Raw genomic sequence first — 21,319 nt, 5'->3', positions numbered from 1 at the left:
TTTTCCCAACAACGGGGGACGGGCCGTGTCGGGGGACGTGGCCAGTCGCAGAAAAGGCAGCCGGTGAAAACCGCGCTGCCTTTTGTGTTTCCGGCGATCCTCGACTTACTGCAATTGGGCTTGCTGCAACTGTCTGGGCCGCGCCCCGCCATAGGCCCAGTCGAGCAGTTCCACCGTATGCACCACCGGCAGCTTCGCGGCGGAAGCGATCTGGGTGATGCAGCCGATATTGCCGGTGGCGACGAGTTCAGCGCCCGTAGCCGCGATGTTCTTCACCTTGCGGTCGCGCAGCTTTGCCGAAATCTCCGGTTGCATGATGTTGTAGGTGCCGGCCGAGCCGCAGCACAGATGGCCCTCGCGCGGTTCCTTCACCACGAAGCCCGCTCTGGCCAGCAGCGCCTTTGGCTGGCGCGTGATCTTCTGGCCGTGCTGCATGGAGCAGGCCGAATGATAGGCGACCACCGTGCCCGGTTTCACCGCCGGTTCCGGCAGGTCGAGCGTGTCGAGATATTCGGTGACGTCCTTCGCCAGCGCCGAAACCCGCGCCGCCTTCTGCGCATAGGCGGGGTCGAGGCGCAGCATGTAGCCGTAATCCTTGATCGTCGTGCCGCAGCCGGAGGCGGTGATGACGATGGCGTCCAGCCCGCCCTCGTCGATCTGGCGTATCCAGGCATCGACATTGCGGCGGGCGAAATCCAGCGCCTCGCTTTCGCGGCCCATGTGATGCACCAGCGCTCCGCAGCAGCCCTCGCCCGGCGGCACCACGACCTCGACGCCGAGGCGGTTGAGCAGCGAGATGGTGGCCTCGTTGATGCCGGGATCGAGCACCGGCTGGGCGCAGCCGGTGAGGATGGCGACACGCCCGCGTTTTGCCCCCTTGCCCCGATGCACGCCCGGCGAGGCCGAGAAAGACGCAGCCGGAACGCTCGCCGGCGCAAGCTTCAGCATGGCCGCCAGCGGCTTCAGCGCCGCGCTGCGGTCGAACAGGCCGGCGAACGGCCTGCCGAGCTTCGCCAGCTTCAGGGCAGCACGGAAGCGGGCCGGATAAGGCAGCACAGCGGCCAGGATAGCGCGGATCAGCCGATCCGGCAGCGGGCGCCTGTAGGTTTCCTCGATATGGGCACGGGCATGATCGACCAGATGCATGTAGTTCACGCCCGAGGGGCAGGTCGTCATGCACGACAGGCAGGACAGGCAACGGTCGATATGGGTGACGATCTCGCAGTCGGCGGGCCGGCCGCCCTCCAGCATGTCCTTGATCAGGTAGATGCGGCCGCGCGGGCTGTCCAGCTCGTTGCCGAGCGTCACATAGGTCGGGCAGGTGGCGGTGCAGAAGCCGCAATGCACGCATTTGCGCAGGATCTTTTCCGACTCCGCCACATGGGGATCGGCAAGCTGCTCGGGGGTGAAATGGGTTTGCACGGGCTTTCCGTCCTTCGTCAGTTGCCGAGCAGCCAGCTTTGCGGGTCCCTGACCGGCTCGCCGCGCTGCAAGACCTGCATGCCGATGACGCAGCGGGCGATGAACCAGACGGCAACCGCCAGCATCAGCAGGAAGCCGATCCCGACGATCATCAGGGCAACCGACACCAGAGCGTAGAGCAGCCCGATCCAGAAGGTGCGGATCAGGAAGGTATAATGGCTCTCGACATAGGTGCCCGCCTTGCCACGGTTGATATAGGCGATCACCAGCCCGGCCAGCCCGCTGATGCCGATCACCAGCCCCAGCAGGTAGAGAACATAGACCACCAGCGCGTTGGTGGGGCCCGGCTCCAGCCAGCGGTCGGTCTGGCGCGGCTGCGGCCCGGTTTTGGTGTCGCTCATGACGACGCTCCCTCTATTGTCCGTTCCGGTGCTGACGCCATCCGGCCCGGATTGAGAATGTTCTTCGGATCGAACTCGGCCTTCAGTCGTGCCGACAGGGCGGCAAGCGCCGGCGGCTGCGGCTGGAAGACCGGAATTTCGGCGCGCTGCTGCGGCGTCGCGCGCACCAGCGTGGCATGACCCCCGCCGCACTTCTGCACCAGCGAGCGCACCAGCCCGGCTTCCGGGTCGCCCGCTGCCATGGCGAGCCAGACCAGGCCGCCCTGCCAGTCGTAAAACGCCTCGACCGCCGCCTGCATGCGCAGGGCCATGACCATGTTGTGGCCGTCGGCAGGCGGCATGGACACACGCCACACCGGCATATGCGGAACCGAGGCGAAGGGGATGCAATCGCGGACTTCGCGCCACAGGGCGCGCGAGGCTTCAGCCTCGATTTCCTGCATCGGCCCGGCTTTTTCCAGAAGCTGCCGCAGCAGCCCGATGCGATAGGCGACCGAAGGCCCGAAACCCTCGACGCGCAGCAGGGTTGCCGGGTCGCTGCCGAGTGCTGCGCCGGCAACGCGGGTGACGGCCGGATAGGGCAGGTGCGCGGCGCCCGACACTTCGGCGCTGGAGCCGAGCGCCAGCCCCATGGCGGCCACGGCAATGTCGTCGAGCAGTCCGCTGACGACCAGCGTCGTTTCCGTTTCGGCCGCCGGCAACACCTTGAAGGTGACATCTGTGGCCACCGCCAGCGTGCCCCAGCTGTTGGCCAGCGCCTTGGAAAGATCGTAGCCGGTGACGTTCTTCACCACCCGGCCGCCGGACTTGAACGCCTCGCCCCGCCCGGAAACGGCATGGATGCCGAGGATATGGTCGCGCGCGGCACCGGCCTTCAGCCGCCGCGGGCCGCTGAGATTGGCCGCCAGCACGCCGCCGATGGTGCCGCGCCCCGGCTGTTCACCCAGCAATGGGCCGTAGTCCATCGGCTCGAAGGCAAGCTCCTGCCCGCATGCCGCCACCGCCGCCTCGATCTCGGCCAGCGGCGTGCCGGCTCTCGCGGACAGCACCAGCTCTTCCGGCTCGTAGAGCGTGATGCCGGACAGGCCGGAAAGATCGAGCACATGTTCGGCCCCGACCTCATTGCCAATGGCGCGCTTGGAGCCATGGCCGACGATTTCCAGCGGCTGCTCTTCGGACACCGCCCATTGCACGGCCTCCAGAACAGCCGCATCCGTTTCGGGTTTGAACATGGTCATTGTCAAAATCTCGGAATGTCCGGAAACGGCATCTGGCCGCGATGGATGTGCATGCGGCCAAGCTCGGCGCAGCGGCGCAGTTGCGGAAACACCTTGCCCGGATTGAGCAGATGGTTGGGATCGAAAGCGCATTTGACCCGCATCTGCTGGTCGAGATCCGCCTCCGAGAACATTTCCGGCATCAGGTCGCGTTTTTCCACGCCCACCCCGTGCTCGCCGGTCAGCACGCCGCCAACCTTGACGCACAATCGCAATATATCGGCGCCGAAGGACTCGGCCTTGTCCAGCTCGCCCGGCACATTGGCATCGTAGAGGATAAGCGGGTGCAGGTTGCCGTCGCCGGCATGGAAGACATTGGCGACGCGCAGGCCGTAATGCTCCGACAGCTCGCGCATGCCGGCCAGAACGCGCGGCAGTTCCTTGCGCGGAATGGTGCCGTCCATGCAGTAATAGTCGGGCGAGATGCGCCCCACCGCCGGGAACGCCGCCTTGCGGCCCGCCCAGAAGGTCAGCCGCTCCTCCTCGCTCTGCGAGATGCGGCAGGAGGTGGAGCCGTTGCGGATCGCGATCTGCTCGACGAGGCCGATGAGGTGATCTACCTCCACCGCCGGGCCATCCAGTTCGACGATCAGCAGCGCCTCGCAATCCAGCGGATAGCCGGCATGGACGAAATCCTCGGCCGCGCGGATCGCCGGCAGGTCCATCATCTCCATGCCGCCGGGAATGATGCCGGCGCCGATGATGTCGGCCACGCACTGGCCGCCCTGCTCATTGGCGGGAAAGCCGATCAAAAGCGCCCGCGCCGTCTCCGGCTTGCGCAGTATGCGCACCGTGACTTCGGTGACGACGCCCAGCAGCCCTTCCGAGCCGGTCATGACACCCAGAAGATCGTAGCCCTCGGCGTCGAGATGCCGGCCGCCGAGCCGCACCACCTCGCCGTTCATCAGCACCATTTCGATGCCCAGCAGATTGTTGGCGGTGAGCCCGTATTTCAGGCAATGCACGCCGCCGGAATTTTCGGCCACATTGCCGCCGATGGAACAGGCGATCTGCGACGAAGGGTCGGGCGCATAGTAAAAACCGTCACCTTCGACCGCATGGGTGATGCCGAGATTGGTGACGCCCGGCTGGGCGACCACGGCGCGATTGGGATAATCGATTTCGAGAATGCGGTTGAAGCGGCTCATGACCAGCAGAACCGCATCCTCCAGCGGCAGCGCGCCGCCCGACAGTGAGGTACCGGACCCGCGCGGAACGACGCGGATATTGCGCTCGTTGCAATATTCCAGCACCCGCGACACCTGAGCGGTCGTTTCCGGCAACACCACGACCAGAGGAAGCTGGCGATAGGCGGTCAGCCCGTCGCTCTCGAAAGCGCGCATTTCATTGACCGTCTCGACCACGCCCTCGCCCGGCACGATGGCGCGGAGGCCGGCGACGATCTCGGCGCGGCGGGCCAGCGTCGCGGCATCGGGTTCGGGCATGGCAAGGCCGGTCATGCGGGACAGCTCCTCCAAACTGGTAAATTCCTTTTACCAGTTAGCGTCCATGGCTGTAAATCGGGCATTGTTCCGAAGCAAGAGGCGAGTTGAAGACAGGCGGCCAGCGTCAATGTGACGCTGCATCCGGGTGACGCTGCATCCGGATGAAGCGGCATCCGGCCCGGCCGGCAGCAGCGTTGCCGGAGCGGAAACAGGTCTATTCGCTGCCGGCTTGCCTGGCCGGCTCGGAATGCAGCCGCCGAACCCGGCGCACGGCCCACCACACGAGCAGGATGGCCACCGGAACGGAGGCGGCCGTGACCGCCTCGGGTGCGATGGCGAGGCCGGTCCACGAGGAAATGCCCTTCGCCAGATAGCCGATCAGCCCCACGACATAATAGGACACCGCCGCCACCGACAGACCCTCGACGGTCTGTTGCAGGCGAAGCTGGAGACGGGCGCGGTTGTTCATGGACGCAAGCAGATCGCGGTTCTGCTTCTCCACTTCCACATCCACCCATGTGCGCAGGAGCGTGGTGGCGCGGGTGAGCTTGCGCGACAGGTTGGCCTGCCGCTCCTCGACCGAACGGCAGGTGCGCATGGCCGGGGCCATGCGGCGTTGCAGGAAGCTGGCCCAGGTCTCATGGCCGGGCACCACGGCCTCTTCGAGCGCGTCGAGACGCTCGGTGACGATGCCGTCATAGGCGCGGCTGGCGCCGAAACGATAGAGGCTGGAGGCGGCATCCGCTTCCAGTTCCGCCGCCAGTTCGGTCAGGTCGGCCAGAAGCTTCTGGTTGTCGCGCGTCTCGGGCTCCCGCATCTCGCCCGTGATAACGGCAAGCCTGTCTTCTATGCGCCGCACGCGGCCCGACAGCGACAGCGCCAGCGGCAGACCGAGCATGGCCAGAGTACGATAGGTCTCGATGTCGATCAGCCGGTGCGACAGCGCACCCGCACGAGCGGGAGTGAGGCCACGGTCGAGGATCAGGATGCGGGTCAATCCATCGCCGTCCTGCCGGAAGTCGGTGACGATGGCGGCGTTTCCGCCCTCAACCAGCGAATAGCACAGGCTGGTGGGGTCGAAGCTCTCGATCAGTCTTTCGCTGTCCGGCGTCCAGTTGCGGATTTCCAGGCGGATGCCGGAAATAACCGTGCCGGGCGGGGAAAATCCGTTGCCGAAAGGCGAATCCTCCTGCCCGCGGCCGCGTTCGGACAGCGGGCCTTCCCACAGATAGGTGGAAAACTCGGTATGCCGTTCCCAGCGCAGCGTGCCCTTGCCCCACTTCATCGCATGATGGCGGGCCTGCCGGTCGGGGGCGGCGATGCCAAGCCGGCGCGACAATTCCGACAGAACCGCCTGATCGACGACGGAGCCGCCCTCGGTCATGAAGGAAAGCTGCACCAGAACGCGCGGGGTGGCGACAAGCGGATAGGGCCGGGAATGCACTTCGCCCAGCGCGCCGGGACGGGCCTCGTGCGCGGGAAAGCCCATGACACTGCCGGTCGGGCGCGTTTCGAACTCGGGACCGGTCGAACCTTCCTGCACGCGGATATTCCCAAAACTGGTTCAGGCGACCAGCTTTAAAACCGTTCTCCGCTCTTCGCAAACGCCGGGTGACGCAGCCGGCAATGCGCTTCCACGACAGCCAACTGGATAAACTATTTGACCAATTTTGGCGCTTGCCGCTATGTTTCGCGGTCTTCGCTCCTTCGATGGGCACTGAATTGACCGAAATCTTTACCCGGATCGAACATTCACGCACGGCCGACGAGGTCGTGCAACAGATCGAGAGCCTGATCCTCGAAGGCGTGCTGCGCACCGGCGACAAGCTGCCCGGCGAGCGCGAACTGGCGCGCCAGTTCGAGGTTTCCCGGCCCATCCTGCGCGATGCGCTGAAGGCCCTGGAGGTGCGCGGCCTGCTCGTCACGCGCCATGGCGGCGGCACCTTCGTCGCCGATGTGATCGGGCAGGTCTTTTCAAAGCCGGTGATCGAGCTGATTTCCAGCCACCGCAAGGCCGCCTTCGACTATCTGGAATACCGGCGCGAGATGGAGGGCGTGGCCGCCGAATATGCGGCGCGGCGTGCGACGGCGGACGATCTCGCCCTGCTCGACACGATCATGGCACGCATGGACGCCGCCCACCGCAACGCGGATTTCGAGGCGGAAGCGGAGGTGGATGTGGAATTTCACCACGCCATCGGCGAAAGCGCCCACAACATCATCCTGCTGCACACGCTGCGCTCCTGCTACCGGCTGCTGTCGGAAGACGTGTTCCAGAACCGGCTTCTGGTGTTCACCCTGCCAGGCGCGCGCGAGTCGCTGCTGGAACAGCATCGCGCGATCTATGCCGGGATCGCCGCGAAGGACCCCGCTGCCGCACGCAAGGCGGCGATGGACCATATCGCCTATGTCGAGCAGATCACCGCGCAGGCGGAGCGGGCAGGCGACTGGCGCCGCGTCTCGCGGCTGAGACGACAGCAACGCTCGGATCAGAGCAACAACTGAAAGACCGGACTGACAAGATGACCGAACCGCTGACGATCGACGACCTCAAGCGCGTGGCGCGCAGGCGCGTGCCGAAGATGTTCTTCGACTACGCCGATTCCGGCTCGTGGACGGAGGGAACCTACCGCGCCAACGAGGAGGATTTCGCCAGGATCAAGCTGCGCCAGCGCGTTCTCGTGGACATGACCAGCCGCTCGCTGAAAACCACCATGCTGGGCGAGGACGTGGCCATGCCCGTCGCGCTGGCCCCAACCGGCCTCACCGGCATGCAGCACGCCGACGGCGAGATGCTGGCGGCGCAGGCGGCCGAAGAATTCGGCGTGCCCTTCACCCTGTCCACCATGAGCATCTGCTCCATTGAAGACGTTGCCTCGGTGACGAAGAAGCCCTTCTGGTTCCAGCTCTATGTGATGAAGGACCGCGGCTTCGTGGAAAGCCTGATCGAGCGCGCCAGGGCCGCGAAATGCTCCGCGCTGGTGCTGACGCTCGACCTTCAGATCCTCGGCCAGCGCCACAAGGACCTGCGCAACGGCCTGTCGGCGCCACCCAAATTCACGCCAAAGCATATCTGGCAGATGGCCACGCGGCCGAAATGGTGCATGGGCATGCTGGGCACGAAGCGCCACACTTTCCGCAACATCGCCGGCCACGTCAAAGGCGTGGGCGATCTTTCGTCGCTGTCGTCATGGACCGCCGACCAATTCGACCCCCAGCTGTCGTGGGACGATGTGGAATGGATCAGGCAGCGCTGGGGCGGCAAGCTGATCCTCAAGGGCATACTGGACCGCGATGACGCCGAAATGGCGACGAAGACCGGCGCCGACGCGCTCATCGTTTCCAACCATGGCGGGCGTCAGCTCGACGGCGCGCCCTCCTCGATCTCGGTTCTGGAAGACATCGCCGATGCGGTCGGCGACCGCATCGAGGTGTTCATGGACGGCGGCATCCGCTCCGGCCAGGATGTGCTCAAGGCCCTTTGCCTTGGCGCGAAGGGCGTGTTCATCGGCCGGCCCTTCCTCTACGGGCTGGGCGCAGGCGGCAAGCAGGGCGTGACGAAGGCGCTGGACATCATCGCGAAGGAACTGGATACGACCATGGCCCTGTGCGGCAGGCGCGACATCCGCAGCGTCGGCAAGGACATGCTTTACAGGTAACGATGCGATGACCGGTGGCGTCGATCTCACTTCCGCACGCGCGCCACCGGGTTTGCGCCTCTATGCGGTCGGGGACATCCACGGCCGCAGCGACCTGCTCGAAATCTTCCACCGTTTTGTTGCGGCGGAACTGGAGGCCGACGCGCCCGAAGACTGGCGCATCGTGCATCTGGGGGACTACACCGACCGTGGGCCGGATTCGCGCGGCGTGCTCGAATTGCTGGCGCAAGCCAGAGCGCGCGATTCACATCATGTGATGCTCGCCGGCAACCACGATCTGGGACTGCTGGAATTTCTCGCCCGCCCCGAGCCCTACGGGCTGTTCATGACCAATGGCGGCATCGAGACCGCCGCGTCCTACGGCGTCCACTGGAGCCGTTTCGGCTTTCCTGTGGAAGATGCACAGGCTTTGGGCGCATTTCACGCGGCCCTGCTGGCTGCCGTGCCGCCGGCGCATATCGACCTGCTGCGAACGCTTTCCACATGGTTCGCCTGCGGCGATTTCTTCTTCTGCCACGCAGGGGTAAGGCCCGGCGTCGCGCTGGAGCGGCAGTCGCCGGACGATCTGTTGTGGATACGCGGCGAGTTCCACAATCACGCCGGCCTCTACCCGAAGGTGATCGTGCACGGCCACACGCCGGTGGCCGCGGCCGAATTCAGGCCGAACCGGATAAATCTCGACACCGGAGCCTTTCGCACGGGCAGGCTCAGCGCCGTCAGGATCGACGGCACGGGAAAAAGGCTGCTGACGGTGACGAAGGAAGGGGTTGCTCAGTCGAGCGCCGTGGTGACGCCGTAGCCATCGACGGCATTGTGGCCGCTCGCGGCGTCGGCCGCATAGATGCCGAGACCGCCGACAGCGAGGGCGGAGAGCATGGCAAAGGTCAGAAGGGCTGCTTTCACTGACGTCATCCCGGAGTGCATCTGCCGGCCATCCTGCGCGAAGTTGATTACCATTGCATTGAAACGCGCAAGCACCCGAAGAGTTCGGGCAGCCGGCAGGAAAATCCGTCATCCGGCCGTCACCGCGCCTTTGCGGTGGGCGTTCTAGAAGCAGGCGGCCCTGCGGCCAAGAGACAAAACCGTCGTCCACAGCGGTTTCACGGCGGCGTGCCATAATTGCCACGCAAACCGGCGCGATCGCTGTCCGGAACAGCGGGCGTTCTCACGAACGCCGCGTCTATTGCTCCAGTCTCTTTTCTCAGCCGCATTCATGCGACGTCGGACGATCCGCCCGACTGCAAAATCCTCTAGATGGTCGCGACCCATGCCCGTGCAATCGAGGATCCTGCCTGATCGGCCAGCGACCCCACGCGCATGACCTCTTCGTCCAGACGCTGCACCCAGCCGGGGTGGCGCTTTTCGATCGTCGGGGCGAAAAATTCGCACCATTGCCGCACCAGCCGCGTATCGGCCTCGAAATGGAACTGGAAGCCGTAGGCGGCGCGGCCGATGCGAAAAGCCTGATTTTCCGCAACCTCGCTGCCGGCCAGGCGAACCCCGCCTTCCGGCAGGGTGAAGGTATCGTCATGCCACTGGAAGATGGGAAAGCTTTGCGGAAGCGCGCCCAGCACCGCGTCATCCGTGGCTTCCGGTGTCAGCCCGACCTGTTGCCAGCCAAATTCCGGCGCGCCGCCGATGCGATTGTCGCCACCGAAGGCCCGGGCAATGAGCTGGCTGCCCAGGCAGATGCCCGCGATGGCGCGGTCCCGGCCCTCGAAATCGCGGATCAGATCGAGCAGCGCGGGAAAATAGGGGCTGTGATCGTCGGCCAGCGCGTTCTGGACGCCGCCCAGCACCACAAGCGCATCGTGACCGCCGGCGCTCCCGGGCAATGGCTCCCCCCGATAGGGCCGGCACATGTCGACTTCGCCACCCGCCTCCGCAATGGCGGCACCCATCTGGCCGAGGCCGGTGTTCTCATAGTTTTCGACGACAAGTATCCGCATGAAATCCCAACCGTGACAATGGCCGGGGAACCGATACCATGGCGGATGCGAGGCGGCCAAGCCGGGCCGTCCTGAAGTTTCGGAAAAGCGCCATGCCACTGCAAAACCGGGTCGATCCGTTCGGCATCATCCATGCCGTGCCGGAACGCGGCCTGTTCACCGGCAATCGCGGTATCATCCACGATCCCGGGACCAGAACCTTGCTCCCGCGCCGCTGGACGACGAAGGCATGGATCGTCTGCGAATGCGATTTCGGCGAGCGGCGGCGCATTCCCATGGGACGCAACGGGCCCGGCGGAAAAGCAGGCTGGACGGAACTGTTCTTCCTCGACGAGGTGACGGCGCTCGCAGCCGGCCACCGGCCCTGCTTCTATTGCCGGCGCGACCGGGCAAAGGATTTTCTAGGCCGGTTCGCAACGGCGTCCGGCATCGCCGCGCCACGTGCGCCGCAACTCGACACGCGCCTGCATGGCGAGAGGCTGGCCAGCGGGGCAAAGCCGGCAACGGTAACGTCCGCGGGCATCGCGAACCTGCCGGAGGGCGCCATGTTCAGCAATGGCGCCAGTTGCCTCACCAAACGGCATGGCCGCTATCTCCAATGGTCGTTCGCCGGCTATATTCCTGCTGCCATGCCTGCGGCAGACAACTTTCTGCTGCTGACTCCGCCAGCCACCGTGGCCGTGCTGCGTGCCGGCTACGCGCCCGACTGGCATCATTCCGCCAACGCTTGACGCGCGGGCGCGCCTGCCGCATCAGTCCGCCATGCGCGCCAACTACAGACTGCAAAGACTATTCGTGTCCGGCGACCTCGCCGCCGGCGTCGCGGTTGAGGCCGATCCCCGGCAGAGCCACTATCTCGCCCATGTGCTGCGGCTGGGTGAAGGCGCGGAGCTTCTCGTGTTCAACGGCCGCGACGGCGAATGGTCGGCAACCGTCTCCGAAATCAGGAAGAAGGCGGTGCGGTTGCGCGTCGACAGCCTCCAGCGCCCGCAACCGGCCCCGCCCGATCTCGTCTACTGCTTCGCCCCCCTGAAGCGGGAACGGCTCGATTATCTCGTGCAGAAGGCGGTGGAAATGGGGGCCGGCGTGCTGCAACCCGTTGTCACCCAGCACACGCAGGTTCCGAAGCCCGGTGCCGAACGGCTACAGGCCAATGTGATCGAGGCAGCCGAGCAATGTGGCATCCTTGCCGTTCCGGAGGTGCGTGAGACTGTGCGGCTGGAGCGCCTGCTGTCGGGATGGGAGAGCGGGCGGCGGCTGATCTTCTGCGACGAGGACGCCGCGACCGACAATCCCGTTGCGGCGCTCAACGCGATCCGGGAACGCCGCCTTGCCCTTCTGGTCGGCCCCGAAGGCGGCTTCTCGGAAGACGAGCGCCGGATGCTGCGGGCGCTGGATTTCGTCACCGCCATTCCGCTCGGACCCCGCATATTGAGGGCCGACACGGCAGCGGTCGCCGCACTTGCCGTCATTCAGGCAACGATCGGCGACTGGTAGGTTCAGGCGGTTGCGGCCGCCGGCTTGTTCGGGCGCGTTTTCCGGCGAGTCAGGCGGGCCGTCGTTGCCTTCAGCTTCACCGCAGGCTTGTCGTCGAGCCCTTCCTTCACGGCCTCTGCTATGGAGCCGGCGACGAAATCCGCACTGATGGAAGCGGCCTCGATGGATTTCTCACCCTCGGCGCGCGGCATGAGGATGCCGACCCGCAGACCGGGCCTCGCCCGCTTCAGACGCCGCACCGCATGGCGGGCGTGGGCCAGCGAGGCCGCATTGAGGAATGCCACGACGACGGTATCGACCTTGGCCAGCGGCAGGGAGGAAATGGCGCGGCCTTCCAGTACGGCATGGTCCGCTGTGACCACCTCGGCGCCCTGCACTTCCAGCACCTGCGCCAGCATGGCGGCTGCGGCATCGTCCAGTTCGCCGCGTCCGCCGAGGCACAGGAGCGAGCGCCCTTCACCATCCGGCAGATCGGGCGTTTCGATACCGTCCTCGCCAGAGGGTGTGGGACTCTTGCCGGATTCGGGCGCGGCTTCCTCCTCTTCTTCCTCTTCCTCCTGCGCGATGTCCTCGAGGTTCTCGACAAGCGCAAGTGCGCTGTCCGCCAGCTTGCGGCGCTGCTCGTCGGTCATGACGCCGCGCTGACGGTCGTTCTCGCCGATGAGCAGGGCGGGAATGCCGATATGGTCGTAGTAATCGACCAGATAGCGCTCCTCCAGAAATTCCTCGGCATAGTCGGTCGCCTCGTCGGGATCGCCGGCCAGCAGACGCTGGTAGAGCCGGGCGTGCGGCTCCAGCACCGGCTCGTTGCCGAGCATGACGTCCAGAAAAGCGAACTGCGGCACATGGCGGCCGAGCACCACGAGGCAGACGGTGAGCGGGGTCGAGATGACCAGACCGAGCGGTCCCCAAAGCCATGTCCAGAAGATCGCCGCCACGATGATGGCGAGCGACGACAGGCCGGTGCGCGACCCATAGAGCCATGGCTCCACGATGTTGTTGGAGATCAGCTCCATGACGAGGAAAAGCCCGGCCGTCCACAGCACCATCGACCAGCCGGGCGCGACGGCCAGCGCCAGAAGCATCGGCAGGAGCATGGCAATGGCCGGCCCGATATAGGGCACGAAGCGCAGCACCAGCGCCAGCAGCCCCCACAGCAGCGCGTTGGGAATGCCGATCAGCCACAGGCCGACGGTGATGGGAATGGCATAGGTGGTGTTGACCACAAGCTGCATGAGCAGATAGCGCCCGACGCGCTTGCCGGCATCCTGCAGCGCCTCGGTGGTGCGGTGAAGGTCGCTGTAGCCGACAAGGCGGATGAAGCGGTCGCGCAGGTCCTCCCTCTCCAGAAGCATGAAGATGACGACAACGATGATGAGGCCGGCGGTGGCGAAGGGAGCGGCCAGCGGCACGATGACGTTCTTCAGAATCTCGACGGGGTTCTGGCGCGAAACGATCTCCACCGGCAGCGGTTCGCGCGCCGGCTCCTGCGGCTCGGCCTGCTCGGGCACACGGGTTCCGCGCTGAAGCTCGGCTCCCACGCGCTCGACCGCGTTGCTCAGCCGCTCGACGATGCCGCCATTGGCCCCCACCTCCCGCAGCGCCCGGACCTTTTCCAGAATGTTCGACTGATAGGTGGGGATGTTCTGCGCCAGAGTGCTGACCTGCGTGGCGACGACGAAGGAGAAGAGCCCGATGGCGAGGAAAGCCAGCGTTACCGTGACCACCACCGCCGGCACCTTCGGGATCGAGCGCTTGCGCAACGCCGACACGATGGGGGCCAGCGCGAAGGTCAGCAGGAAGGCGATGGCCAGCGGAAGGAATACCTCGCGCCCGAGGTAAAGGATGGCGACGACGCCCACCATGGTGACGGCGGTGGGCACGAAGGGGCGTACATAATCGCCCGCGCCGGGTGTGTTCGCCACCCGTTTTTCCGCTTCATCCGTTGCAGCCATGGCAGCCCCCTCGCCTGTATCGATGCGCGCATTGCGCTACAACCGGAAATGTCGCAACCCGCACAAGGTTCCCGGCCTGCGGGCGCGAAACATCCATGCTGCGCATGCGCGCTTGCGCAGCATGAAGTTTCGTTGAAGCGTGGCTCTACAGTTTTCGCTTGATCGGGCGCGGTCATATCGTCCAACTAGCCCCGCAATTCCTCCGGGAAGCCACGGCAACGAGGTATTCATGGCGCGCGACACGACCGATTTCAGCCCGATAGAAGGCATCGACGAGCTGGTGAACCATCTCGCCGAAGGCTGCAAGCCGCGGGAGAAATGGCGCATCGGCACCGAACACGAGAAGTTCCCCTTCTATGTCGATGGCCATGCGCCGGTGCCCTATGGCGGCGAGCGCGGCATCCGCGCCCTGCTGGAAGGCATGCAGGAGAAACTCGGCTGGGACCCCATCATCGACGCAGGCCGCATCATCGGGCTTGTCGAGCCGACCGGACAGGGGGCGATCAGCCTTGAGCCGGGCGGGCAGTTCGAACTGTCGGGCGCGCCGGTGGAAACCATCCACCAGACCTGCCGCGAGGGCAATGCGCATCTGGCGCAGCTGCGCGAGATCGCCGAGCCGCTCGGCATCCGCTTCCTCGGCCTTGGCGGCAGCCCGAAATGGACGCTGGCCGAAACGCCGAAGATGCCGAAGTCGCGCTACGAGATCATGACCCGCTACATGCCCAGGGTCGGCAGGCAGGGGCTCGACATGATGTACCGCACCTGCACCATCCAGGTGAATCTCGACTTCGGCAGCGAGGCCGACATGCGCCGCAAGATGCAGGTCTCGCTGAAGCTCCAGCCGCTGGCGACGGCGCTTTTCGCCAATTCCCCCTTTACCGACGGCAAGCCCAACGGCCTGCAAAGCTGGCGCGGCGAAATCTGGCGCGACACCGACAATGAGCGCTCGGGCATGCCGCGCTTTTGCTTTTCACCCGATTTCGGTTTCGCCGACTATGTGGAATGGGCGCTCGACGTGCCGATGTATTTCGTCATCCGCGACGGGCACTACCACGACATGACGCATATGACCTTCCGCCAGTTCATGAACGGCGCCGCCCGCAGCGACCTGAGCGACGGGCTGCCGACCATGGGCGACTGGGCCAATCATCTTTCGACACTGTTTCCCGACGTGAGGCTGAAGCGCTTCCTCGAAATGCGCGGCGCCGACGGCGGTCCGTGGCGGCGCATCTGCGCGCTGCCGGCCTTCTGGGTCGGGCTGCTCTATGACGAGGAGGCGCTTGCCGCCGCGGACACGCTGACCTCGAACTGGAGCTACGAGGAAGTGGTGGCGATGCGCGATGCGGTGCCCGCCGAGGGCATCGGCGCGCCGTTCCGCAACACGACGCTGCGCGAAGTGGGGCGCGAGGTGCTGGCGATTGCCCGGCAGGGTCTCAAGAACCGCGCACGCCTCAACCGTGAAGGCTATGACGAAACCTCCTTCCTGCAAACGCTGGACGAGGTGGTCAGCCGCGGCACCAGCAGCGCGGAGGAAATGCTGTCGGCCTATCATACGCGCTGGGGCGGCTCGATCGAGCCGGTGTTCCTCGAATACGCTTACTGACCGGGTTTCACGGCATCGCCTGGAAGTTCTGGTGCACATCCGCTTTTCCCCGAATTGCGGAAATGCTCCAAGCCTTTGTTTCGACGCGATCGCGAATTCAAAACCGCTTCGCACTTTTGCCGGAATTGCTATAGGCTCCTCGCACCACTTGCCGGAGACCGACCCATGCAGAACCTCTTCGATATGCTGACCCAGGCCCAGAACGGCCGTGGCATGGAAGCGCTGGCCCGGCAGTTCAAACTGTCGCAGGAGCAGGTGCAGTCTGCCGTGGAAGCGCTGCTGCCGGCCTTCTCGCAGGGACTGAAGCGCAACACCGCCGACCCCTACGGCCTCGGCAGCTTCATCAATGCGCTGGCCAGCGGCCAGCATGCCAAATATTTCGAGGATGCGAGCCGCGCCTTCTCTCCGCAGGGCATTCAGGAAGGCAACGGCATTCTCGGCCATCTGTTCGGCTCGAAGGACCTTTCGCGCGCCGTTGCCGCGCAGGCCGCGCAGGTCACCGGCCTCAGCCAGCAGCTTCTGCAACAGATGCTGCCGGTCATCGCCTCGATGCTCATGGGCGGCATGTTCAAGCAGTCGACCGGTCAGATGCAGGCCGTCGGCGGCTTCGGCGACAATCCTCTGGGGCAGATCATCGGGGAGATGATGAAGCAGGCCGGGGGCGGACAAGCGGCGCCCGGCAATACCGGGCCGCAGGGCGGCGGCAATCCGTTGGGCGACAATCCCTTCGGCAAGATCCTGCAGGACATGTTCGGCGGCGGGCAAGCCTCGCCACAAACCCGGCAGCAGACGCAGAATCCGGCACAAAACCCGTTCGGAGATACGCCGTGGGGCAAAATCCTGACCGACATGCTGGGCGGCGCGGCTCAGGGGACGCCGGAAGCCCGGCCACAGCCCCGCAGGCAGCCCCGGCAGCAGGAACGCCAGGCAGATCAGGGCCAGGCAGACCGCGGTAAGGCGAAAAATCCTTACGACGACCTGTTCGGCCAGATGTTCGAGACCGGCCGCCAGCAGCGGGACGAGTATCAGAAGGGCATGGAATCCATCTTCGACCAGTTCCTGCGGGGCATGGACCGCAACAGGTAAAGGCTTCCGCAAAAAAAGCCCGATCCGAAACGGACCGGGCAAGATGCAGGCAAGCCGGCGGAAAACCGGAAGGGGGATGCCTGCTCAGGGACCTGGGGAAGCGTCGTTCAGACCGGCTGGGCCGGACCCACGGCATCGCCGCGCGCATCGGCGATGGCCATCAGCCGTGCGGTCGGATCGCCCGTAAACCGGACGCCCCGCGCGTCATCAAGGTCGCCGCGGCTGATGCCGATATCGGCAAGCTCGGTCTCGGTCAGATCGCAAAGACGGTTGAATGCGCGGCGGTTCCGCCACAGCGTCACGAAGCGAAGAGCGCCCAGACCAACGCGTGCCAGCGCGGAGGGGCGCACGGACATGCGGGAAATGTCGGCGGCAGCGTCACAGGCGGTCATTTCAGCAATCTCCAGGTGCAGGCTGGCGCACGCGACAGCCGGACGCGCCGTGGGAGGCGGCGCGAGAGCTGCCGGATGCGGGTTGACGTGCTGCGCCTTTCGGGCGCGATTTTTCATGAAACTTTGAGAGCGTTCGATATTTGCCACGCGCGGATTGATTGATCCAACGAATGTTTTTAATATTTAGGATCAACTTCTCTGATGGATTAGCCATGAAGCCGCCGCTCGACCTCGATCAGTTGCAGACATTCATCACCATTGCCGACACCGGCAGCTTCACGCGCGCCGCCGAAGAGGTGCATCGCACGCAATCGGCGGTGTCGATGCAGATGCGACGGCTGGAGGAGCGCATCGGCAAGCCGCTGTTCGAGAAGGAAGGGCGCTCCAACCGCCTGACCGAGGAGGGCGAGCGGCTGCTTTCCTATGCGCGCCGGCTGCTCTACCTCAACCGCGAGACGCTGGCCGCCTTCGACGACCAGAGGCTGGAGGGCACGATCCGCATCGGCACGCCCGACGATTACGCCGACCGCTTCCTGCCCGAGATCATGGCACGCTTTTCGCGCTCCAATCCCCGCGTCGAGCTGACGGTCGTTTGCGAGCCGACGCCGGGGCTGGTCGACCAGATCAAGCGGGGCCAGCTCGACATCGCGCTGGTGACCCACAACGATGCGCGCGGCCAGTCGGAAGTGGTGCGGCGCGAGCCCTTGCTGTGGGTCGGCTCCGTCAACCACGCCACCCATGAGCAGGAGGTGCTGCCCATGGCCTTCGGCCGGCCGACCTGCGTGTGGCGGCGGGCCGCCTGCGACGTGCTCGACGGCATGAACCGCGAATACCGCATCCTGTTCACCAGCTTCTCCGCCACCGTCATAACGGCAGCCGTTCTCTCCGGCCTGGCCATATCGGTTCTGCCGGAATGCGCGCTGCGCCCCGGCATGCGGGTGCTGGGCGAGGCCGATGGTTTCGGCCCCCTGCCCGACTGCCGCATCGGCCTGATGCGCGGCCAGACCGACCAGCCCGAGATCGTCGACGCGCTGGCCCGCCACATCGCCGAAAGCCTCGACAATATCTCCGTTCCGGCGCTCGACGATGCCACGGGTCTCGGTTTCGGGGCGCAGGCGCTCGGCCGCGGGCGGCGCGGTACGGCGACCATATTGCCCGGCTGGTGAGGAAATGGCGGACAACGTGCGCCACGCCTTGACCCGGCCTGTCCGAAGCGACCCTATCGTCCCATGAGCGAGACCGTACCCGAATCACGCAGCAACGCTGCCGAATTCACCGTCAGCGAGATTTCCGGCGCGCTGAAGCGCACGGTCGAGGACGTGTTCGGCAATGTGCGGGTGCGCGGCGAGATTTCCGGCTATCGCGGCCCGCACTCCTCCGGCCACGCCTATTTCGCGCTGAAGGACGACCGCGCCCGGCTGGAAGCGGTGATCTGGAAGGGCACCATGTCGCGGCTGAAATTCCGGCCCGAGGAGGGCATGGAAGTGGTGGCCAGCGGCAAGCTCACCACCTATCCGGGCTCGTCCAAATACCAGATCGTGATCGACAATCTGGAACCGGCCGGGGCCGGCGCGCTGATGGCACTGCTGGAGGAGCGCAAGCGCCGGCTCGCCGCCGAAGGGCTGTTCGATCCGGCTGCCAAGCGCCCGCTGCCCTACATGCCCTCGGTCATTGGCGTCATCACCTCCCCCACCGGCGCGGTGATCCGCGACATCCTCCACCGCATCCGCGACCGTTTTCCGCTGCATGTGATCGTGTGGCCGGTGCGCGTGCAGGGCGAAACCTCCGGTGCGGAGGCGGCGGCGGCCGTGGCCGGCTTCAACGCCTTGCCGCAGGACGGAGCCATCCGCCGGCCGGACGTGCTGATCGTTGCACGCGGCGGCGGCAGCCTCGAAGACCTGTGGGGCTTCAACGACGAGGCGCTGTCGCGCGCCGTGGCCGCATCGCAAATCCCGGTGATCTCGGCCGTCGGCCACGAGACCGACTGGACGCTGATCGACCTTGCCGCCGACATGCGCGCGCCGACGCCCACCGGCGCCGCCGAGATGGCAGTGCCGGTGCGGGCCGAGCTGGAGGCGACCGTGGCCGCACTTGCCTCGCGGCTGCAAGCGTGCATGTCGCGCCGGCTGGAGCGCGACCGGCAGGCGGTTCGGGCAGCAGCGCGCGCCCTGCCTTCGCCAGACCAGTTGCTGGCGCTGCCGCGCCGCCGTTTCGACGAGGCCGAAAGCCGGCTGCGGCGGGCGCTGGAGGTGGGCGTCGAGCGCAAGAAGGCGCGGCTCGTGGCGATCCGGCTGACGCCGGCGGCCCTGTCGCGGCGCATGAACGAGGCGCGGCTGCTGATCGGCCGCGACATGGCCCGCGCGCAGGCCGCGTTCTTCGCCGTGGTGCGGGAACGGCGCGAACGTATGCGCCGCAGTTCCGCACGGCTGACGCCGGCGCCGATCCTGCGCCGCCAGCGCCTTCAGGCGGAAACCCTTTCCGCCCTGACAAGGCGCGGGGAGCAGGCAATGCATGTACGGCTGGAAAGACTGCGCGCCCGTCTCGTGCAGGCCGACCGGCTTCTGGCCACGCTGAAGCTTTCCGAACAGGCCATACTCGAACGGGGCTATGCGCTGGTGCTGGACGAGCAGGGTGCGCTGGTGCGGCGCGCCGCCGACATCACGCCGGGCCTGGGGCTGGAACTGCGCTTCGCCGACGGCGCCGCAAAGGCTGTGGCCGGGGACGGCAAGCCTGCGGCGGAAACATCCCGCCCACGCCCTTCGCCGAAAGCCAGGGACAGCGGCGGACAGGGCTCGCTTTTCTGAAAGAGGCTCATGCCGGCGGCCGCATCTGCGGACCTGCGGGAAATCCCGCCGTCTTCCGTGACGGCATTGGCGGCGCTCCACTTTTCGGATCGCGTCTGACAGACCTGCTGTTCCTATCGAGACGATCGGATCGCCCCGACGGCATTTTTGCTGCCGGCGAGAACCGCCTGACATCGCGCAAAGCGGAGAAAGCAGGCCCCGGCAGGCTGACCCGAAGGCCGCAGCAGGATGCGGCCCGTCTTTCTTGTGCACCTGAAAAAGAGTTCTTGCGCGGGCCGAATTTCACAGTTTAGAATGATTCTAAATTTGGATTTGAAGGCTCAACTTTAAATCCGCGTGTGCAAGAAGGAGAATGCAGTGTCCCAGTCCGTTTCGTGCAACAGCTGCGCCTACTACGAAGACCATGTCGCCAACAGCACCAAGGTTGCAGAGCACGCCGGCCTGTGCCGCTTCAACCCCCCCGTCACGCAGCCGGAGCCGAATGCGCGCGGACTGTGGCCGGTGGTGACGGCCAGCGACTGGTGCGGCCACTTCTCCGAAACCCGCAACTGACCCGGTCGGGACAGAGCTTTTTGAAACGGCGCTTCGGCGCCGTTTTTTGTTTGCGAATGAGCCGGAAGAAAAAAGGCCGGACCAAAAGGCCCGGCCAAGCATGGAAAGTTGAAACCTTCCAGAGGGGAACGTGTCGGGCGCAATGGGAGGAGAACACCCGACACAAGGCCCAGATAGGACGGCAGCCTTTGCGGTTCAAGCCTTGTCTACCAATTTGGTAGAATAAATTCGCAACCGCGGCAATTTGTTCACATGACGCCGCATAATCCGGGCTTTCGACCCCGGGTTCCCATCCGGATGTACAAAGGATGGCCCAATATTTTTACGAGCGCCCCAACCATTCGAAAGCGGATGGAATCCCGGCCCATGCCCGAATCTCGATGCCCAAATCTCGATGCCAAATCTCGGGGACGTGACTTGACCGCGCCACGCCGCACCCCGGATGGCTGTTGGACCGGATATGGAGCAAGGCGACGATCCGTGTGCGACATGCAAGGCCGGAGGAAGCCGGGACATTGGCCGACATCGGCCTGCGCGGTATAGAGCCGCTGGTTCCCGTCGATGTTGCGGACGCATCCGGGCGCAAAATCCATTCCAGCCTTTCATCCATTCGCTGGGCGAAAAATCATCGTCGCCGAAGTTGACGGGGAGCCGGCAGGATTGGGAGCCCGGGAACACAGCGACGACACCATCTCCGACATCTGGGTAGCGCCCGAACTGGAAGGCAGGGGAGCGGGCTCCGCACTTCTTGCGGAGATGGAAGTCGCAGCGGACAACGGGCGCGCATTGCGGCTTTATCTTGCCAAAGGGTATGATCCGGTCTGGCGAAAGGTCAGGACGGACCCGATCCTGCAAGTGCCGCTGGAGAAGATCGGCATGCAGAAGCCATTGCCGAGACGGTCTCTCGGATTGGAGCGATTCCAGCAAAAGTGCGAAGCGGTTTTGCGTTCGGAATTGCGTAAAAACAAAAGGTCAGAGCGTTTCTGCGATTCGAAGAAAAGCGGAAATGATCTAGGTCGAGACACAGAAAGGAGGCAGCCCATAGCTATCCCGACCGCAAAGCCCGGACGGCCGCCACGGATCTCGCACAGGACCATTGCCGAGGCCGCTCTCGAAGTCGGCTTTGACAAGCTGACCATGGTTGCGGTCGCCGAAAGACTCGGCGTCGACCATTCTTCGCTCTAGGCACGAAACCCAATCAGGATGTTGATTGGTTTAAGCTTTCATGATTCAAGCTGGAAAACGCTGGAGTTTGGATCATGGCAGGAGAGTTCTGG

Annotated in this window: 20 protein-coding genes; 11 read left to right on the top strand and 9 right to left on the bottom strand. The window is 65.2% G+C overall.

Annotated features, from left to right (window positions below):
* Window positions 1-105: 105 nt before the first annotated feature.
* The 5 genes from glcF to DES43_RS19475 all read right to left on the bottom strand — a co-directional run bounded on the left by glcF (window position 106) and on the right by DES43_RS19475 (window position 6,034).
* A complete protein-coding gene (gene glcF, locus DES43_RS19495) occupies window positions 106-1,422 on the bottom strand; it encodes a glycolate oxidase subunit GlcF (protein ID WP_035029438.1) in 1,317 nt (438 codons plus the stop codon).
* Between the two features lie 17 nt (window positions 1,423-1,439).
* Window positions 1,440-1,823, bottom strand: a complete 384-nt coding sequence (locus DES43_RS19490) for a DUF4870 family protein (RefSeq protein WP_035029439.1) — start codon at window positions 1,821-1,823, stop codon at window positions 1,440-1,442.
* Complete coding sequence (locus DES43_RS19485; RefSeq protein WP_035029442.1) at window positions 1,820-3,061, bottom strand: FAD-binding protein; 1,242 nt, start codon at window positions 3,059-3,061, stop codon at window positions 1,820-1,822. Before DES43_RS19485 ends, DES43_RS19490 begins: the two co-directional genes overlap by 4 nt.
* Before the next feature lie 2 nt (window positions 3,062-3,063).
* A complete protein-coding gene (locus DES43_RS19480; RefSeq protein WP_035029566.1) occupies window positions 3,064-4,560 on the bottom strand; it encodes an FAD-linked oxidase C-terminal domain-containing protein in 1,497 nt (498 codons plus the stop codon).
* 199 nt (window positions 4,561-4,759) lie between these two features.
* A complete protein-coding gene (locus tag DES43_RS19475; protein WP_051520684.1) occupies window positions 4,760-6,034 on the bottom strand; it encodes a DUF3422 family protein in 1,275 nt (424 codons plus the stop codon).
* Between the two features lie 233 nt (window positions 6,035-6,267).
* On the opposite strand from DES43_RS19475, the gene DES43_RS19470 reads away from it, so the two are divergent.
* The 3 genes from DES43_RS19470 to DES43_RS19460 are packed head-to-tail and all read left to right on the top strand — an operon-like array spanning window position 6,268 to window position 9,003.
* Entirely contained in the window at window positions 6,268-7,050 is a 783-nt protein-coding gene (locus DES43_RS19470; RefSeq protein WP_035029569.1) for an FCD domain-containing protein, read from the top strand.
* Between the two features lie 17 nt (window positions 7,051-7,067).
* Complete coding sequence (locus DES43_RS19465; RefSeq protein ID WP_035029449.1) at window positions 7,068-8,204, top strand: alpha-hydroxy acid oxidase; 1,137 nt, start codon at window positions 7,068-7,070, stop codon at window positions 8,202-8,204.
* Window positions 8,205-8,211: 7 nt separating this feature from the next.
* Window positions 8,212-9,003, top strand: coding sequence for a metallophosphoesterase (locus tag DES43_RS19460; protein ID WP_035029452.1), 792 nt, complete (start codon window positions 8,212-8,214; stop codon window positions 9,001-9,003).
* Here the strand turns inward: DES43_RS19460 and DES43_RS23235 are convergent.
* Together DES43_RS23235 and DES43_RS19450 are read right to left on the bottom strand one after the other, a co-directional pair.
* Window positions 8,976-9,107, bottom strand: coding sequence for a hypothetical protein (locus DES43_RS23235; protein WP_280940168.1), 132 nt, complete (start codon window positions 9,105-9,107; stop codon window positions 8,976-8,978). The genes DES43_RS19460 and DES43_RS23235 overlap by 28 nt on opposite strands.
* Window positions 9,108-9,454: 347 nt before the next feature.
* Window positions 9,455-10,153, bottom strand: coding sequence for a type 1 glutamine amidotransferase (locus DES43_RS19450; RefSeq protein ID WP_035029465.1), 699 nt, complete (start codon window positions 10,151-10,153; stop codon window positions 9,455-9,457).
* 92 nt (window positions 10,154-10,245) lie between these two features.
* On the opposite strand from DES43_RS19450, the gene DES43_RS19445 reads away from it, so the two are divergent.
* Both DES43_RS19445 and DES43_RS19440 read left to right on the top strand, forming a co-directional pair.
* Window positions 10,246-10,884 (top strand): hypothetical protein, encoded by a 639-nt coding sequence (locus tag DES43_RS19445; RefSeq protein ID WP_035029468.1) that lies wholly within the window; start codon window positions 10,246-10,248, stop codon window positions 10,882-10,884.
* A 31-nt stretch (window positions 10,885-10,915) separates the two neighbouring features.
* Window positions 10,916-11,650, top strand: coding sequence for a 16S rRNA (uracil(1498)-N(3))-methyltransferase (locus DES43_RS19440; protein WP_035029471.1), 735 nt, complete (start codon window positions 10,916-10,918; stop codon window positions 11,648-11,650).
* A gap of 2 nt (window positions 11,651-11,652) precedes the next feature.
* On the opposite strand, the gene DES43_RS19435 is transcribed toward DES43_RS19440, so the two are convergent.
* Window positions 11,653-13,605, bottom strand: a complete 1,953-nt coding sequence (locus DES43_RS19435; protein ID WP_133676069.1) for an AI-2E family transporter — start codon at window positions 13,603-13,605, stop codon at window positions 11,653-11,655.
* A gap of 229 nt (window positions 13,606-13,834) precedes the next feature.
* Between DES43_RS19435 and DES43_RS19430 the strand changes: the two genes are divergently transcribed.
* Window positions 13,835-15,208, top strand: coding sequence for a glutamate--cysteine ligase (locus DES43_RS19430; protein ID WP_035029482.1), 1,374 nt, complete (start codon window positions 13,835-13,837; stop codon window positions 15,206-15,208).
* A 165-nt stretch (window positions 15,209-15,373) separates the two neighbouring features.
* Window positions 15,374-16,294 (top strand): DUF937 domain-containing protein, encoded by a 921-nt coding sequence (locus tag DES43_RS19425; RefSeq protein ID WP_035029485.1) that lies wholly within the window; start codon window positions 15,374-15,376, stop codon window positions 16,292-16,294.
* A gap of 107 nt (window positions 16,295-16,401) precedes the next feature.
* Here the strand turns inward: DES43_RS19425 and DES43_RS19420 are convergent, their stop codons facing one another.
* Entirely contained in the window at window positions 16,402-16,686 is a 285-nt protein-coding gene (locus DES43_RS19420) for a YjiS-like domain-containing protein (protein ID WP_035029572.1), read from the bottom strand.
* Window positions 16,687-16,898: 212 nt separating this feature from the next.
* Here DES43_RS19420 and DES43_RS19415 point away from each other — a divergent pair, with 212 nt between their 5' ends.
* From DES43_RS19415 to DES43_RS23305, 4 genes are all read left to right on the top strand, one after another.
* The gene (locus DES43_RS19415) at window positions 16,899-17,852 is read left to right on the top strand and encodes a LysR substrate-binding domain-containing protein (RefSeq protein ID WP_035029488.1); all 954 of its coding nucleotides are present in this window, start codon (window positions 16,899-16,901) and stop codon (window positions 17,850-17,852) included.
* Window positions 17,853-17,915: 63 nt separating this feature from the next.
* Window positions 17,916-19,490 (top strand): exodeoxyribonuclease VII large subunit, encoded by a 1,575-nt coding sequence (gene xseA, locus DES43_RS19410; RefSeq protein ID WP_035029491.1) that lies wholly within the window; start codon window positions 17,916-17,918, stop codon window positions 19,488-19,490.
* Between the two features lie 357 nt (window positions 19,491-19,847).
* Complete coding sequence (locus DES43_RS19405) at window positions 19,848-20,042, top strand: hypothetical protein (protein WP_035029576.1); 195 nt, start codon at window positions 19,848-19,850, stop codon at window positions 20,040-20,042.
* Between the two features lie 561 nt (window positions 20,043-20,603).
* Window positions 20,604-21,227, top strand: a complete 624-nt coding sequence (locus tag DES43_RS23305) for a GNAT family N-acetyltransferase (RefSeq protein ID WP_342585396.1) — start codon at window positions 20,604-20,606, stop codon at window positions 21,225-21,227.
* Window positions 21,228-21,319 lie beyond the last annotated feature (92 nt).

Origin of the sequence: Aquamicrobium defluvii (genome assembly GCF_004363725.1) — a bacterium.
Lineage (GTDB): Bacteria > Pseudomonadota > Alphaproteobacteria > Rhizobiales > Rhizobiaceae > Mesorhizobium > Mesorhizobium defluvii.
This window is presented reverse-complemented; position numbering and strand designations above follow the sequence as displayed.

Excerpts from the sequence above, each read along its gene's own strand:
- DES43_RS19490 (WP_035029439.1), bottom strand. The coding sequence starts at position 1,823 with ATGAGCGACACCAAAACCGGGCCGCAGCCGCGCCAGACCGACCGCTGG.
- DES43_RS19485 (WP_035029442.1), bottom strand. The coding sequence starts at position 3,061 with ATGACCATGTTCAAACCCGAAACGGATGCGGCTGTTCTGGAGGCCGTG.
- DES43_RS19480 (WP_035029566.1), bottom strand. The coding sequence starts at position 4,560 with ATGACCGGCCTTGCCATGCCCGAACCCGATGCCGCGACGCTGGCCCGC.
- DES43_RS19475 (WP_051520684.1), bottom strand. The coding sequence starts at position 6,034 with ATGGGCTTTCCCGCGCACGAGGCCCGTCCCGGCGCGCTGGGCGAAGTG.
- DES43_RS19465 (WP_035029449.1), top strand. The coding sequence starts at position 7,068 with ATGACCGAACCGCTGACGATCGACGACCTCAAGCGCGTGGCGCGCAGG.
- DES43_RS19460 (WP_035029452.1), top strand. The coding sequence starts at position 8,212 with ATGACCGGTGGCGTCGATCTCACTTCCGCACGCGCGCCACCGGGTTTG.
- DES43_RS19450 (WP_035029465.1), bottom strand. The coding sequence starts at position 10,153 with ATGCGGATACTTGTCGTCGAAAACTATGAGAACACCGGCCTCGGCCAG.
- DES43_RS19445 (WP_035029468.1), top strand. The coding sequence starts at position 10,246 with ATGCCACTGCAAAACCGGGTCGATCCGTTCGGCATCATCCATGCCGTG.
- DES43_RS19440 (WP_035029471.1), top strand. The coding sequence starts at position 10,916 with ATGCGCGCCAACTACAGACTGCAAAGACTATTCGTGTCCGGCGACCTC.
- DES43_RS19435 (WP_133676069.1), bottom strand. The coding sequence starts at position 13,605 with ATGGCTGCAACGGATGAAGCGGAAAAACGGGTGGCGAACACACCCGGC.
- DES43_RS19430 (WP_035029482.1), top strand. The coding sequence starts at position 13,835 with ATGGCGCGCGACACGACCGATTTCAGCCCGATAGAAGGCATCGACGAG.
- DES43_RS19425 (WP_035029485.1), top strand. The coding sequence starts at position 15,374 with ATGCAGAACCTCTTCGATATGCTGACCCAGGCCCAGAACGGCCGTGGC.
- DES43_RS19420 (WP_035029572.1), bottom strand. The coding sequence starts at position 16,686 with ATGACCGCCTGTGACGCTGCCGCCGACATTTCCCGCATGTCCGTGCGC.
- DES43_RS19415 (WP_035029488.1), top strand. The coding sequence starts at position 16,899 with ATGAAGCCGCCGCTCGACCTCGATCAGTTGCAGACATTCATCACCATT.
- xseA (WP_035029491.1), top strand. The coding sequence starts at position 17,916 with ATGAGCGAGACCGTACCCGAATCACGCAGCAACGCTGCCGAATTCACC.
- DES43_RS23305 (WP_342585396.1), top strand. The coding sequence starts at position 20,604 with ATGTTGCGGACGCATCCGGGCGCAAAATCCATTCCAGCCTTTCATCCA.